12 protein-coding genes are annotated in these 14,444 nt (G+C 58.5%); 4 read left to right on the top strand and 8 right to left on the bottom strand.

Features of this window, described 5'->3' with window-relative positions; genetic code table 11:
* Nucleotides 1-22 precede the first annotated feature (22 nt).
* The 7 genes from ACQZ6D_RS08840 to ACQZ6D_RS08870 form a co-directional block, all read right to left on the bottom strand.
* A complete protein-coding gene (locus ACQZ6D_RS08840; RefSeq protein ID WP_019566447.1) occupies nt 23-850 on the bottom strand; it encodes a carbohydrate ABC transporter permease in 828 nt (275 codons plus the stop codon).
* Nucleotides 847-1,731 (bottom strand): carbohydrate ABC transporter permease, encoded by an 885-nt coding sequence (locus tag ACQZ6D_RS08845; RefSeq protein WP_003517835.1) that lies wholly within the window; start codon nt 1,729-1,731, stop codon nt 847-849. The genes ACQZ6D_RS08840 and ACQZ6D_RS08845 overlap by 4 nt, the downstream gene beginning before the upstream one ends.
* A 67-nt stretch (nt 1,732-1,798) precedes the next feature.
* On the bottom strand, nt 1,799-3,073 hold the full coding sequence (locus tag ACQZ6D_RS08850) for an extracellular solute-binding protein (protein ID WP_025595973.1): 1,275 nt from the start codon (nt 3,071-3,073) through the stop codon (nt 1,799-1,801).
* Nucleotides 3,074-3,151: 78 nt separating this feature from the next.
* The gene (locus ACQZ6D_RS08855) at nt 3,152-4,225 is read right to left on the bottom strand and encodes an ABC transporter ATP-binding protein (RefSeq protein WP_003517841.1); all 1,074 of its coding nucleotides are present in this window, start codon (nt 4,223-4,225) and stop codon (nt 3,152-3,154) included.
* Nucleotides 4,226-4,232: 7 nt separating this feature from the next.
* Entirely contained in the window at nt 4,233-5,744 is a 1,512-nt protein-coding gene (arfA, locus tag ACQZ6D_RS08860) for an arabinosylfuranosidase ArfA (RefSeq protein WP_112154415.1), read from the bottom strand.
* A 122-nt stretch (nt 5,745-5,866) separates the two neighbouring features.
* On the bottom strand, nt 5,867-6,796 hold the full coding sequence (locus ACQZ6D_RS08865) for an ArsR/SmtB family transcription factor (protein ID WP_019566450.1): 930 nt from the start codon (nt 6,794-6,796) through the stop codon (nt 5,867-5,869).
* Between the two features lie 169 nt (nt 6,797-6,965).
* Nucleotides 6,966-8,258, bottom strand: coding sequence for an ABC transporter substrate-binding protein (locus tag ACQZ6D_RS08870; protein WP_080801084.1), 1,293 nt, complete (start codon nt 8,256-8,258; stop codon nt 6,966-6,968).
* 112 nt (nt 8,259-8,370) lie between these two features.
* Between ACQZ6D_RS08870 and ACQZ6D_RS08875 the strand changes: the two genes are divergently transcribed.
* Genes ACQZ6D_RS08875 through ACQZ6D_RS08890 form a run of 4 tightly spaced genes read left to right on the top strand, consistent with a single transcriptional unit; the run spans nt 8,371 to nt 13,091 of the window.
* Complete coding sequence (locus ACQZ6D_RS08875) at nt 8,371-9,435, top strand: LacI family DNA-binding transcriptional regulator (RefSeq protein ID WP_025595969.1); 1,065 nt, start codon at nt 8,371-8,373, stop codon at nt 9,433-9,435.
* Nucleotides 9,428-11,305, top strand: a complete 1,878-nt coding sequence (locus ACQZ6D_RS08880) for a DUF2264 domain-containing protein (protein ID WP_112154413.1) — start codon at nt 9,428-9,430, stop codon at nt 11,303-11,305. Before ACQZ6D_RS08875 ends, ACQZ6D_RS08880 begins: the two co-directional genes overlap by 8 nt.
* Entirely contained in the window at nt 11,302-12,318 is a 1,017-nt protein-coding gene (locus tag ACQZ6D_RS08885; protein WP_038493786.1) for a hydroxyacid dehydrogenase, read from the top strand. Before ACQZ6D_RS08880 ends, ACQZ6D_RS08885 begins: the two co-directional genes overlap by 4 nt.
* Nucleotides 12,315-13,091 carry a TIM barrel protein gene (locus ACQZ6D_RS08890; protein WP_112154412.1) on the top strand — a complete coding sequence of 259 codons (777 nt, stop codon included), beginning with the start codon at nt 12,315-12,317 and terminating at the stop codon, nt 13,089-13,091. The genes ACQZ6D_RS08885 and ACQZ6D_RS08890 overlap by 4 nt, the downstream gene beginning before the upstream one ends.
* 214 nt (nt 13,092-13,305) lie before the next feature.
* Here ACQZ6D_RS08890 and ACQZ6D_RS08895 read toward each other — a convergent pair whose 3' ends face one another.
* Nucleotides 13,306-14,382, bottom strand: a complete 1,077-nt coding sequence (locus tag ACQZ6D_RS08895; protein ID WP_003517850.1) for an ABC transporter ATP-binding protein — start codon at nt 14,380-14,382, stop codon at nt 13,306-13,308.
* Between the last annotated feature and the right edge of the window lie 62 nt (nt 14,383-14,444).

Genomic DNA, 14,444 nt, shown 5'->3' on the forward strand with positions numbered 1-14,444 from the left:
GCACCGGCATCTTTCGCCGCCCTCACCCTTTCACGCCGGACGAAATCATGATGGCTTCCGTCACGCGCCGCTGGAAGATGACGTAGGCGACGATGACCGGCAGAGCCGCCAGCATGGCAATCGCCATCAGGCGTGCATAAACGATGCCGAAGGTGTCATTGACCTGCGTGATGCCGACGGGGATCGTCATCATGTTTTCGGACGTGATGACGAGGAAAGGCCAGAAGAAGGCGTTCCACACCGTAATGAAGGTCACGATCGCCATGGCGGTCGTAATGCCCCAGTTCAGCGGCAGAAACACCTTGAACAGGATCGTGTATTCGCCGCCACCATCCAGAACCACCGCCTCCCGCATCTCTTTGGGCACGCTGTCGAAGAACTGCTTGTAGACGATGATGACGATTGGCGTGATCAGCTGCGGCAGGATGATGCCCGCCCAGGTATTGATGAGGTTGAGGTTCTTCATCAGGATGAACTGTGTCACGACAAGCGTCTGCGCGGGCACCATGAAACTCGCGAGCACGATGCCATAGAGCAGTCGCCGTCCCGGAAAGCGGATCTGCGACAGCGCATAGGCGCATAACATCGAAATGATGAGCACAGAGACCGTGACGATCGCGGCAGTGCCAATGGAGTTCACATACCAGGTCAACAGCCGCGTATTGAAGATGGCATTCACATAGGCACCAAGCTGGAACTCATCAGGCAGTAGCGACGTGTTGCCCGCAACATTCTCGTCCGAGCGCAACGACGTCACGAACCCCCAGTAAAGCGGGAAAATCCATACCAGTGCTGCCGAAAATGTCAGCAGAGTCAGGATGACGTTCTCAAGTCTTTTGGTCAGGCTCATGAATTCCTCCGGATGCGTAGCAACTGGAACTGGAGAACGGATACGATGACGATCAACAGGAAGAGCACGGTCGCCACGGCCGATGCATAACCGCCATTGTTCATCTGGAAGGCTTCCCGGTAGACCTTAAGGAGAAGCACGAAACTGGAATTGAAGGGTCCGCCGCCGCTCAAGAGGTAGATCTGGTCGAATATCTTCAGTTGCAGGATCAATTGCAGCGTCAGGATCAGCGCGGTCACCGGCCACAGAAGCGGCCATGTGACGCGCCGGAACTTTTGCCATGTCGTTGCGCCATCAAGAGCTGCGGCCTCATAAAGCTCGGTCGGAATGTTTCGCAAGCCGGCAATGAAGAGCAGAACGTTAAATCCGTTCGTCCACCAGATGGTGACGACAGCGACCATCGGCATGACCCAATTGGGGTTCTTGAAAACCGCGACCGGTTTGCCCGCCAGCAACGAAATGACCGGTTGGAGAATGCCGAACTGCAGGTCGAGCATCCAGGCCCAGATTTCGGTGACGACCGAAACCGGTAGGACATAAGGCAGGAAAAACAGGCTCATGGCGATTGTCTGCTTGATGCCGGACAAACGGCTGACCGCGAGCGCAATCAACAGGGCGATGACCGTTGTTGGCACCACCGTCAGCAGCACGAAATAGCCGTTATTCTTGAGCGAGGTGACGAACAGGCGGTCGCTCAGCAATTTTATGTAGTTCTGCAGGCCGACCCAGTTGCCATCGCCGATCAGCGGCGCATCCGTGAAGCTGATGCGTATCATCTCGATCAGGGGGTAAAGAAAGAACGTGGCGAAGACCACGATGAATGGCGTCACCATCGACAGTGCGATGAGCGACTTCTTGCGCCGGTTTTCAATCATAGCCATGGAATGCCTCCGGGACCTCCCGCATTGCACGCTGCCCTCCGGCTGACAGCCAGAGGGCAGTCTCGGATTACTTGAGCTTGCCCTGAAGCTCGGACTTGATCTGCTCGACCGCATCCGCGCCGCTCATGTAGCCCTGGATGGCCGGAGCGATGATATTAAGCGCCGCATCGTAAGCGGGTGAGGCAACTCCGGTAATCGTGGTCTTCGGATCGAACACTGCCGCCTCCGCCAGCGAGGCATATGTGGCATTCGGCTGCATCGCCTTGTATTCACTGCTTTCGGTGATCGATTTATAGGCCGGAATATGCCCCGCATCGGCCCAGCTGATGGCGTGTTTTTCCATCCAGCCAATAACCGTCATGACAGCGGCGCGTTTCTCGCCGGAAACGGTCTTGTCACCCTGGTTGGGGATCGCAAAGGCGTGCGAATCCGCCCAGGTGGCGCGCTTGCCCATGAAAGGCGGAACTTCCACAGCGCTCCATTTGAAGCCGAGTTTGCCGTTCTTTTCCAGATCCTTGTAGGTCGGAACTTCCCAGACGCCATTAAGCTGGAAGGCGGATTTGCCAGCGGAGAAGAGAGCAACGGACGCCGGATATTCCGCCTGCTCGGGCGCCCATCCGTTTTCCCGCCATTTCGACATGGTATCGATCGCTTTGGCAGCCTTTTCGGCATTGTCGCCGGCAAGCACCTCGTTATTGGTGACCAGCTCGCCGCCCTGTTGTGAGAACAGTGTATAAAAGACACGCCAGACACCGGCTTCGCCACCCGACTGATAGGTAACCGGCGTCTGAACGCCCTTGTCCTTCGCCCAGGCCAGCGCCTTTTCGAAATCCTCCATCGTCTTGATACCGGTCAACTTACCCTCGGCATCGAGATAGGGAGACCCTTTCAGAAGATCGGCGTTGTAATAGAGAATAAGGGCATGGATATCGAACGGCACCGCATAAAGCTTGCCGTCGTGGGTTGCTGCCTCGACGGGTGCGCTGAAAAAGTCGCTGGTCTTCAACCCGGCATCATCAAGGTCTTTTGTGGTAATTTCGCTCAATACTTTTTCATCAAGACCGAGCGGCGCGCGCGACAGGTGATAGGTCATGACATCAGGCCCCTCACCCACGGCGGACGCCGTGCGCACCTTGGTATAGAACGGAACGCCCCACTCTAGCGTCGTTCCCTTGATCTGAATGTCAGGGTGCTCCTTGTTGAAGGCAGCAATCAGCGCTTTCATGCGCACGCCGTCGCCGCCCGACAGAAAGTCCCACCAGACGATATCCTGCTTCGCCAGTGCCGGCAGGGCGCTCAGGCCCAGAACCGTACCAACAAGCAATGTCTTGATCAGTCGCATCGTTCACTCCTCCCGTTTGTTGGAAACACCCCGTTCAAGGGGCGGTCTGCTACTGCATCGAAAGGCGCCTCCTCGCGCCTATCGCAACCTTTTGCCGTCGCTGCCGAAAACCATGATGTGATCGGGCGAGGCACTCAGTGAGACGGACCGGCCATCCAGCCGCTCACGCGAGCCCTGCCGCTGCACGACAAGTTCTTTCCCGGCACGCGTTCGGGTATAGAGATAGGAAAGGTCGCCAAGCTCCTCCGCCACCTCGACATTGACAGGCAAAGCACCCTCTTGCGTGATCACCAGATGCTCGGGCCTTATGCCGATTTCGACCCGCTGACCGGGGGAAACCGGATGCGAAAGCCGGGCTTCGAGGTGCTTTTCACCACCTTCAGGCGTAAGCGTCACGATACCGTCCCGCTGCCCGACGATGTCGGCGGCAAGGAAATTCATCGCGGGCGATCCGATGAAGCCAGCGACGAAACGATTGTCCGGATCGTCGTAAAGGGTGAGCGGCGCGCCGGCCTGTTGCACGATGCCGCCCTTCAGCACGAAAATCTTGTCCGCAAGCGTCATGGCCTCCACCTGGTCATGCGTGACGTAGATCATCGTGGCGCCGAGCTTGCGGTGAAGCCGGGTCAGTTCCAGCCGCATCTGCACGCGCAGTTCCGCATCCAGGTTCGACAGGGGTTCATCGAAGAGAAACACCTTCGGCTGTCGCACGATCGCGCGGCCTATGGCCACGCGCTGCCTCTGGCCGCCGGAAAGCTGCGATGGCTTCTTGTGCAGATTGTCCTCGAGCTGGAGGATGCGGGCAGCTTCCCCCACCCTCTCATTCACCTCCGCTTTCGGCCGGCGGGCGAGACGCAGGCTGAAAGCCATGTTCTCGAACACCGTCAGATGCGGGTAAAGCGCATAATTCTGGAAGACCATGGCAACGCCGCGATCGGCCGGCTCGACAGCGGTGACGTCGCGCTCGTCGATGGCGATGTGACCGCCGCTGGTTTCCTCAAGACCGGCGATCATGCGCAACAGGGTGGATTTTCCGCAACCGGATGGCCCCACGAAAACCGCGAAGCTGCCCGTCGGAATCTCCATCGAAACGTCCCGGATGGCTGCAAAAGAGCCGAAGGACTTGGCGATATTGCTGAGACGGACACCCATCACCGCCTCACTGAACCTTCACGCGCAGAACATGATAGGACAGCGCCAGCACGGAGCCTTTGAGCACCCCATCCTCGACACCAATGCCGCTGCCCGGCACCGGCACGACGCGGTCAGGTTGATCCGGACCGTTGCCGATCCTCAGATCATATCCCGCCATGGAAAGATGCAGGCTGAGTGACACAGGCGAAAAGCCGGTGAGACCGACATTGAGCTCTGCTGCTTCGGTCAAATGACGATTGAGGACAAACAGCGTCACCACGCCCTCGTCCTCATCAAACACGCCGGCGACATCGAGATATTTGACGTCATCGGCCGCGTTGCAGTCGTAGGTCGGGCAATCGACGGCAATGTTCAGTGCAACGCCGCGACCATAAAGCGAGGCGAACTGATAGGGATAATAGATGGTCTGGCGCCATGCCGGTCCGTTCTTTTCAGCGCGAATGGGGGCGATGACATTGACGAGCTGGGCAATGCAGGCGATGCGCACCCTGTCCGAGCGACGGATGAACTCGTTGAGCAACCCGGCCACGAAGAGAGCATCCTCGAAATTGTAGGTCTCCTCCAGAAGTGCAGGCGCTTCCGGCCAGTCCCAGCTCTTGATGCGTTTACCGTCGTCTTCGCGGATATGGTACCAGACATTCCACTCGTCGAAGCAGATGGAGACATCGTTCTTGGCGCGCTTCTTGGCTTTCACGTAATCGATAACACCGGCGATAGTCTGAATATAACGCCCTGTTTCTTCGATCTTGCCGAAGTAATTCAGCGTGTCGCGGCTGTTATTGCCGAAATATTTATGCAGCGAGATGTGGTCCACATTCTCGTAGCATTCTTCCAGCACCTCGCGCTCCCATTCGGGATAGGTCGGCATGCCGTCGTTGGAACTTCCGCAGACGATTGCCTCGATGGTGGGGTCGAAACCCTTGAAGGCTTTCGCGGTTTCGTTTGCCAGCCGGCCGTACTCCACCGCGGTCTTGTGGCCAATCTGCCAGGGGCCGTCCATCTCGTTGCCGAGGCACCACATCTTCACGCCATGCGGCTTTTCGGCGCCGTGGCTGCGGCGAAGGTCGCTAAGCTCGGTGCCACCGGGGAAATTCACGTATTCGAGAAAGTTGCGTGCATCATCCAGACCACGGGAACCGAGGTTGACGGCGAGCATCATCTCGATGCCTGCCATCGACGCCCAGTCTGCGAACTCGTTGACGCCGATCTGGTTGGTTTCCTTGGAGCGCCATGCAAGATCAAGCCGCACGGGCCGTTTGTCACGGGGGCCGATGCCGTCTTCCCAGCGATAGGCCGAAACGAAGTTGCCGCCGGGATAACGGATCGCCGGAATTTTCAGATCCTGGACGAATTTCAGCACATCCTTGCGAAAACCGTTTTCATCCGCCTGCGGATGGCCGGGCTCGTAAATCCCGCCATAGATCGCCCGCCCCATATGTTCGATGAAGGCGGAATATAGGCGATCGTCGATACGCCCAATCCGGAAGTCCCGGTGGACTGAAACCCGCGCTTTCATAGGCTCTCCTCCCATGCGCATTTATATCGTAAAATATGATATAAACCATATTTCATAATATAGTTGCCAATGGAAGCCGCGCCTGTCAACCGCGAAAATCATACTTTATGAAATTGGCCCGATCAGTCTGCGGTGCGCAGACGCAATACGATGTCCTGATCGTAATTCCCAAAGCCCCGGCCGAAGATGTTGAGCCCGCCCGGATGCTTTGCATCCGCCTTTACCTCGATCCGCAAGCGGATTGAGCGGTGGCTGGACAGATCTATATCCGCAAGCGTCACATCGGAAATGCGCGTACCATCGACATAGGTTCCCTGGGCAGTAATGCGCCAGGTTTTGAGCATTCCATACTGCGAGCCGGACAGTTTCCACCAGTCGGGCGTAAACGTACCCCGCTTGTCGCCGAAATCGCCGGGCGAGGTCCAGACCCCGATCTCCTTGCCGTTGACGGAGAGGGTAATGTCTGACGGCCAGTTGCTGTGCGTTCCTGGCACCTCGGAACTGACCTCCATCGAAAACTCGACTTCCTCGACGTTTCGCCCCTGAATCTTGGCATTATTGGGGAATTGATACTCGACATGACCCGATGTGAACCACAAAAGTGCAGTCTTCATGCGGTCGGGATCCATGAAGGTATCAGGGACATCCAGAAGTCCGATAATGCCCTCCGGCGAACAGATGCCGCAAGGCGCGGTCACCGAACTCTGCGTATAGAGGCCGAGCGGCATGGCGACGGCAATGTAGTTGGATACAGCCGGCGTCTCGGGGCTTCGAAACGAAACGATAAGCTCGTCGCAGGTCGCAAAACAGATTTTCTGGCTGCCCTTGCGCGCCTTGCGCGTTTCGGTTCGCAGCAGCCCCGCCTCTTCAAGAACGGTCACACCGGCCGACACGGTGGACTGGGGAAGGTCCAGCCTCTGCGCGATCTCGTTGACATTGAGACCGTTGGCCTCGTGCAGCAGCTTCAATATCTGCACACGGATCAGCGACGCCGCCGCCTTCAAGACATCGAATTCTTTCTCAGCGTCAATAAGTAGGAAATTGGGAGCCATTGTCTAATCTTCAGATTTAGCGATCTAGATCAGAATTTCTGGCTTAAATATTTTATGCTGTCCAGCATTGTTTGTCGGGTCGATATATTCAAAGTCAGACACGCAAGGAATGATTGCGAATGGAGGCAGCGCAGGCGGTTTCGATAACGCATGCGCTGCCTCTTTTTCCTTACCCGCGCTTGCGCAACGTGCGGGTGCCGGTATCGACAAGATTCTGCGCTGCCTCATCCACAGTGGCGCGGCCAAAGGCGAGTGAGTCGGCAATCGGACGCATTACCCCACGGTCGAACTCATTGGCGCCGATGGGGGCAGGCTCCGGATAGGTATCTAGCTTGCCGGACAGGCTCTCGATGTAATCCACCGTCTTGCGTTCGGTCTCGTTGAGGCTTGGCAACACAGCTTCGCGCACCTTCTTCGCCGGCGGCACGCCGCGTTCGACGCCAAGAACCTTGCCCGCTTCCAGATCGTTGACAAAGAAGTTGATGAACTTCGCCGCAGCTTCCGGAGTGGTGGAGGTGGACGAAATGCACCAGATAAGCCCCGGCCGGTAATAATGCCCGGTCGGTTTTCCCGGCCCCTCACCCGGCAGCATGCCAATGGACAGCGTCTTCTTGTTGAGCGCCTGGTAACCGACAAGCTGGTTGGAATAGGCAAAGCCGATTGCGGAATTGCCAAGGGTCAGCGCGTTGGATTCGATGGTATTGTCATCGCGCGTCTGGATATCGGCAGAGACGCAAAGCTTGTTCTCGCGCAGATCCTCCCAATAGGCGAACCATTCCTTGGCATCTTCCTTGTTGAAACCGATGGTGCCGTCCTGGAACAGGAGCTTGCCGCGCTGGCGCAGCCAGACATCGAAGACGTAGTGATAACGGGCACCATAGGGCACCGCCCAATAATTGCGCCGCGCCGGAGCGTTCTTCTTGAAATCGCGCGCCAGTTCCGCCAGCGCCTTCCAGGTGATCTGCTCCTTCGGCATGGAGACGCCGGCCTCCTTCAGCGTCTCTGCATCATACATCATGCAGAACGAATTCAGCCCGAGACCGACGCCGTAAAGCTTGCCGTCGATGCGGCAAAGATCGACTTCGCTTTTGCCGAAATTGGAAAGATCAAGCGACGAGCCGACAAACTGGTCAAGTTCCATGCAGGCGCCACGGCCGGAATAATCGGCAATGGTGGAAGGCTCGAGCTGAAAGATATCGGCGACGTTACGTCCCGCCATGGACGTCGCAAGCTTGGTCCAATAGTCGGAACCGGCGATCATCTCGCCGCTGATTACCGTTTGTGGATCTGCCTTCTGGTAGAGGGCAATCACATCATTGGTGCGCTTGTTGCGGTCAGCCGAACCCCACCATACGCAACGAAGCCGGGTTTCGGCCGCCATCGCGCGGAAACCGCCCGCCGCCGCGCCAAGACCTGCCAGTGCCGCCGTCACCAAAAATCCACGTCTATCGATAGTTTGCATCTGCTCCTCCCGCGTTTTGCAAATTTCTCACTTATCACTTAAATTCTTGCAAATTTTCATTATTTGCAATATTTGCATCATAATTGAATTTTTTGCAAGCGCAGGAGAAGACATGAACGATACACCCGACATCAGCCGCCCGCGCCAGTCGGATATCGCCCAGCGTGCAGGGGTTTCCATCAGCACGGTCTCACGGGTTCTCGCCGGGGAAAAAGGCATCAGCGCATCGATCCAGACCAAGGTTCTTGGCGTGGCGGCGGAACTTGGTTATCCGCTGCGGCCAGTCACCAGCCAGACCGGCGGCATCTCGCTGGAGGGCAAGAAAATCCTCGCCCTCATGTCCGCCGAACGAGCGACCGGCGATATCGGCGCCTTTTATCACGATATTTTCGACATGCTGCGCAGCCTTGCCCAGACAGAGGGTTTCGAACTCGATATCCGGCTGCTGCACCAGAGGCAGATCGACGAAGCCCTTACACAGCGGGTCTGCGAGGTCGATGGCCTTCTCGCCATTGGCCTTGACCCCGAAGAGGAGATCATCCACCGCATCACGCAGGGTGTGCTGCAACCGGTTCTCGTCAATAGCGCCGATCCCTCGATGATGCTGGATTGCGTCTCGCCCTCCAATTTTTACGGCGGGGCGATGGCCGCGCGGCGGCTGCTGGAACTGGGGCACCGCAAGGTCGCCTATATCGGTCCGCAACACCGTCACACTATAAGAGAGCGCATGCGGGGCTTTCGGCAGGTTATCATCGAGGAAGAGGGTGCCACCTATGAGGAGTTTCTGCTTTCCACGGCGGATAGCGGCTTCGGGCAGGCCGGTGATGCGGTTCGTCAGCTGCTGGCCAAAAACCCCGATCTGACTGGCATTTTCTGCATGAACGATGCGATCGCGCTTGGCGCGCTGGGAGCAGCACAAGAGCTTGGCCTCGGGGTACCGGACGATCTTTCCATCATCGGCTTCGACGACCTGCCCTTCGCCGAACTTTCCACTCCCCGGCTCAGCACAATCCGGGTAGACCGCCGCGAGATTGCCCGCGAGGCGGTGGAGCTGATGCGCCGCCGGCTGGCGGAGCCATCGGCCAATGCCCGGCAGGTTCAGCTGGGTGTACAGCTTGTGGAAGGACAGACCGCCGGTCGAGCAAAAAAGACGGGAAAGGCGGCGCGCGATGCATAAGCCAGCAAACCATGATCCAATGACCCGCTTCAATCCGCTTTACGGCAATCCACTCAAGACCCGCGCCGACGTCAGACGGGCATTGGACGACAGTTTCGCACCGCTGCTTCCCTATTTCTCAGAGAGCGGTGCAAGAGTGACGCTAAGCGGCACCGCCGCGCATTTCGACCGGGCAGCGGCCGATCTGGAAGGATTTGCGCGACCACTCTGGGGCATCGCGCCGCTTGCGCTCAGCGGCGATGCCTTCGCCCATTGGCCGCTTCTGGCCAGAGGAATCGCCAATGGCACCGATCCCGCCCATGCCGATTACTGGGGCGACGTGCGGCAGAAGGATCAGCGGCTGGTGGAACTGGCCGCCCTCGGCTTTGCGCTTCGGCTTGCGCCGCAACATCTGTGGGAACCCTTGTCCGAAGCGCAAAAGGCGAATGTGCGCCATTATCTTCTGGCGGCGCGCGAGCGCATCTATGCCGACAATAACTGGAAGTTTTTCCGGGTGATGGTCGATGCGGCGCTCGATCATCTCGGTATCGAATTCGACCGGAGCCTCACCGAAACATATCTGAAAGAGCTGGACGGATTTTACATCGCCGACGGCTGGTATCGCGACGGCAACTATCGCCGCATCGACCACTACATCGCCTTCGCCATGCATTTTTACGGGCTGATCTACGCGAAAATCAGCAAACCGGATGATGCATACGCCGAACGCTACCGGGAACGTGCCCGCCTGTTTGCCGGGGATTTCGCAAGCTGGTTCGATGAGGATGGTGGCGCGCTGGCCTTTGGCCGCTCCATGACCTACCGTTTCGCCTGCGGCGGCTTCTGGGGTGCCCTCGCCTTCGCGGATGTGGAAGCGATGCCCTGGGGGGAGATCAAGGGGCTTTATCTGAAACATCTGCGCTGGTGGGCGGGAAAGCCGATTGCCGACCGCGACGGCGTGCTTTCCATCGGTTACGCCTATCCGCAACTGACCATGTCGGAAAGCTATAATTCGGCGGGTTCGCCCTATTGGGCCTTCAAGGCTTTCCTGCCGCTCGCCCTGCCGGAAAGCCACCCCTTCTGGCAGGCGGAGGAAAAGCTGCCAGACACATCCACAAAACCACGGCCGCTCGTTCATCCCGGCATGGTGATGATGCGCAGTAAGAGCAACGTCACGGCGCTGACGAGTGGGCAGGAAAACCTGTCCATGCGCGGCGGGCCGGAGAAATACGCCAAATTCGCCTATTCCTCGCGTTACGCTTTCGGCGTGGAAGTGGACGAGCGCGGTTTCAAGACCAATGGTTTCGACAATATGCTGGCCTTTTCCGAAGATGGCCACCACTACCGGGTGCGCGAAACCAACCGCACTGTGCTCTTGGCTGGCACCAATCTTCGAGCGACTTGGAACCCATTCCCCGATGTCGAGGTCGAAACGACGCTGGTTGCCGCGGGAGAGTGGCATATCCGGTTGCACCGGATTACTTCCGCGCGGCCACTTTTGGTCACCGAAGGCGGCTTTGCGATAAACCGCAACGATGGCGACCGCGATGCGGTGACCGAAGACAGCGGCCGGGCAACGGCCGATTGCGGCACCGACATATCCGCCATCATCGATCTCGGCTCCAGCGCATCCCGCCAGGGCGTGGCGTTGAAGGCGCTGCCCAATACCAATCTCATCAATGCCAAAACCACGGTGCCGCAATTGCGGGGCGACATTCCAGCGGGCAAAACCCTGCTCGCCTGCGCCGTCTTTGTGGGACTGGCGGGACCTGAAAGCGAAACAGCTTTGGCGACAGTTCCCGCACTTCCGGACAGGGAAGCGCTTGACCGCCTGTTTGTTGAGCGCGGTGTTCCGGTAAGCAGCATGGCGGCGGCGGGAGAACCGCAATGATGAGCCCGCGTCCGCGTCTCAGCCTTGCCATGGACCCGGAGCGGACGCAGCATGTGCTGACGCCACAGGCGCTTGAAAAGCTGTCGCAGAGCGTCGACATCCTCGATACCCGGCCGGTCTGCGATTTTCACGACCCAGCTGTGACTGCCCAGTTGGAGAGAACAGATATTCTTCTGACTGGCTGGGGTTGTCCCGAGATCGACATGCGGGAACTGGCAATGATGCCGAACCTTCGGTTGATTTCACATGCCGCCGGGACGGTGAAATACTTCCTGTCCCAGGCAGTTTTCGAACGAAACGTTACGGTGTGCAGCGCGGCCGAGGCGAATGCGCAGCCGGTCGCGGAGTTTACGCTGGCAATGATCCTGCTGTCCGGCAAGCGTACCTTCGGTTTCCGGCGCATCTACGGAGAGGATCGCGCACGGCGAAACGTCGACCGCCTGCAGTCGCAGGTCATCGGCAATCTCGGCCTGACCGTCGGCATTGTCGGGGCGTCACGCATCGGACGTCGGGTCATCAATCTGCTGCAGCCCTTCGATCTCGATCTCATCCTTTTCGACCCGTTTTTAAGCGCGGTGGAGGCACAAAAGCTCGGTGTGCGTCTCGTATCGCTCCGCGAGCTTATGGCGGTAAGCGACGTCATTTCCCTGCACGCGCCATCCCTGCCGCAAACCCGGCATATGATCGGCGCCGATGCGCTTGCCCTGATGAAGGACGGAGCGACCTTGATCAACACGGCCCGCGGCGCGCTAGTGGACGAAGACGCCCTGCTGGCGGAACTGAAAACCGGACGCATAGAGGCTGTCATCGACGTGACCGATCCGGAAGTGCCGTCACCAGAGTCACCTTTCTACAGCCTTCCGAACGTGTTCCTGACGCCGCATATCGCCGGCGCCGTCGGCCTTGAACGCGCCCGGCTCGGCGACATGGCGATTGCCGAGATCGAACGCTTCTGCCGCGCAGAACCATTGCAACAGCAGGTACGTCCGGAACATCTGGAACTGATCGCATGAGAATTTTCGAGCCGGGCCTCTGCTCTGTCACCTTCAGGTCCATGACGCCGCAGGCCGTGATTAACCTTGCCGTTGCAAATGGCATCAAGGCGATAGAATGGGGTGCCGATATCCATGTGCCACCTGGCGACTTAGAAAATGCAAGGGATGTGGCGGCGCGTACGGTGAAAGCCGGTCTTACCGTCTCTTCCTACGGATCCTACATTTTCGCACCGGATTTTGCGCCGGAGGATGTGACCGCAGTTCTGGAAACCGCGAAAGCGCTCGGCACCGGCCATATCCGCATCTGGCCCGGCAGCCGCAAACGCCCATCCGCGGATTATTCACCAGAGGAACGCCGTGCGGCAACCGACGCGTTGGCGGCACTTGCCCGGCGGGCAGACGACTACGGAATGACAATCGGCCTCGAATATCACCCCAATTCGCTGACCGACACGCTGCCCTCGGCCTTGCAGCTCATGCAGGATTTGCCGATGCCTAACCTGTTCTTTTACTGGCAGCCAGCCCCAGGTCTACCGCTGGATGACGCCCTTGCGGAAATATCCGCGCTCGGCTCGCGCATCTGCCACCTGCACGTCTTCGCTTGGCTCGCCGATGCCAGCCGCCTGCCGCTCGGCGAGCGCGCGGACTATTGGCGGGCTTGCGTTGATGCCTTGCCAGCAAGCGACTGGATGGAACCGGCTTATGCGATGCTGGAGTTCGTCAAAGGTGACAACGTCGCCCAGTTCTCGGAAGATGCGGCGGTGCTGAGCGAGATTCTCGCCCGCTCTTAGAACCGCTTGTTTTTTATCGAAAACCGACGCGGCGGACTAAAATTCGCTATCCATCACAACCGCCCACTGCCCTCATCCCTGTACCCCCTATAGGGAACCAGCCAGCCCAAGTCTTTGGGCTGATTGATTTCATCGCCGCGCAGACGCGTCAGCTGGACTCCTGTGACAAGCACAGGAATAAGGGAAGGTCTGTTCCTCCCCCCGGTTTTTCCTCTTATATCCGCCGCCCATCCGCCCCGAACAGATGCGTCTTCGCCAGATCAAACGCAAAGGGAATGGTCTCGCCGATGCGGATATGGCGCTGGCCGTCCAGCAGCAGGGTAGCGGGCTGGCCATCTGGGGTGCTGGTATAAACCACCGTCGAGCCGCCGAGATGTTCAACGAGCTGGATGGACGCATCGCCAAGCGAGGCCGATTGCGCCTGTGGGTTTACGTGTTCGGGACGAATGCCGAAAGTGAGTGGCTCGCCTTCCTCAGCCGCGACCGGCTTTTCGAGCAGAATGCGCTGGCCGGCGACCTCGATGGTACGGTTGGAGCTGTCGCCTGAAGCCACTTTCGCGGAAAGGAAGTTCATCTTTGGCGAACCGATGAAACCCGCCACAAACTGGTTGGCCGGATTGTTGTAGAGATCAAGCGGGCGGCCGACCTGCATGATGCGGCCGTCACGCAGGACCACGATCTTGTCGGCCATCGTCATGGCCTCCACCTGGTCATGCGTCACATAGATCATGGTGCTGCCGAGCGTCTGGTGCAGCTTGGCAATTTCGACACGCATCTGCACGCGCAGTTCCGCATCAAGGTTGGACAGGGGTTCATCGAACAAAAAGATTTTCGGCTCGCGGACGATAGCCCGACCGATGGCGACACGCTGGCGCTGGCCGCCAGAAAGCGCCTTCGGCTTGCGCTGTAACAACGGACCGATCTGCAGGATATCGGCAGCTTTCTGCACCCGCGCCTCGACTTCCGGTTTCTTGTAACCCGCCGTCTCCAGCCCAAAAGCGAGGTTCTTGTAAACGCTCATATGCGGATAAAGCGCATAGGACTGGAACACCATGGCGATACCGCGCTTGGAAGCGGCTGTTTCGTTGACCCTTTCGCCATCGATGCGAAGATCACCCTCGGAGATTTCCTCCAGACCGGCGATCATGCGCAGAAGCGTAGATTTGCCGCAGCCCGAGGGGCCGACGAAAACGGTGAACTCGCCCGGCTCGATCTTGAGATCGATGCCGTGGACGACCGGAAAGGCGCCGAACCGCTTGACGATTTTTTCCAGAGTAATGCTGCTTGCCATGCTGTTTCTCCCGACCGTCGCGCTGCAGACAAGGCAGCCGCGACGGTGTTGATGTTCTGCAA

It is taken from the genome of Agrobacterium sp. 22-3639C2 (assembly GCF_053522105.1).

Coding starts and splice junctions, on each gene's coding strand:
- ACQZ6D_RS08840 (WP_019566447.1), bottom strand. CDS start 850: ATGAGCCTGACCAAAAGACTTGAGAACGTCATCCTGACTCTGCTGACA.
- ACQZ6D_RS08845 (WP_003517835.1), bottom strand. CDS start 1,731: ATGGCTATGATTGAAAACCGGCGCAAGAAGTCGCTCATCGCACTGTCG.
- ACQZ6D_RS08850 (WP_025595973.1), bottom strand. CDS start 3,073: ATGCGACTGATCAAGACATTGCTTGTTGGTACGGTTCTGGGCCTGAGC.
- ACQZ6D_RS08855 (WP_003517841.1), bottom strand. CDS start 4,225: ATGGGTGTCCGTCTCAGCAATATCGCCAAGTCCTTCGGCTCTTTTGCA.
- arfA (WP_112154415.1), bottom strand. CDS start 5,744: ATGAAAGCGCGGGTTTCAGTCCACCGGGACTTCCGGATTGGGCGTATC.
- ACQZ6D_RS08865 (WP_019566450.1), bottom strand. CDS start 6,796: ATGGCTCCCAATTTCCTACTTATTGACGCTGAGAAAGAATTCGATGTC.
- ACQZ6D_RS08870 (WP_080801084.1), bottom strand. CDS start 8,258: ATGCAAACTATCGATAGACGTGGATTTTTGGTGACGGCGGCACTGGCA.
- ACQZ6D_RS08875 (WP_025595969.1), top strand. CDS start 8,371: ATGAACGATACACCCGACATCAGCCGCCCGCGCCAGTCGGATATCGCC.
- ACQZ6D_RS08880 (WP_112154413.1), top strand. CDS start 9,428: ATGCATAAGCCAGCAAACCATGATCCAATGACCCGCTTCAATCCGCTT.
- ACQZ6D_RS08885 (WP_038493786.1), top strand. CDS start 11,302: ATGATGAGCCCGCGTCCGCGTCTCAGCCTTGCCATGGACCCGGAGCGG.
- ACQZ6D_RS08890 (WP_112154412.1), top strand. CDS start 12,315: ATGAGAATTTTCGAGCCGGGCCTCTGCTCTGTCACCTTCAGGTCCATG.
- ACQZ6D_RS08895 (WP_003517850.1), bottom strand. CDS start 14,382: ATGGCAAGCAGCATTACTCTGGAAAAAATCGTCAAGCGGTTCGGCGCC.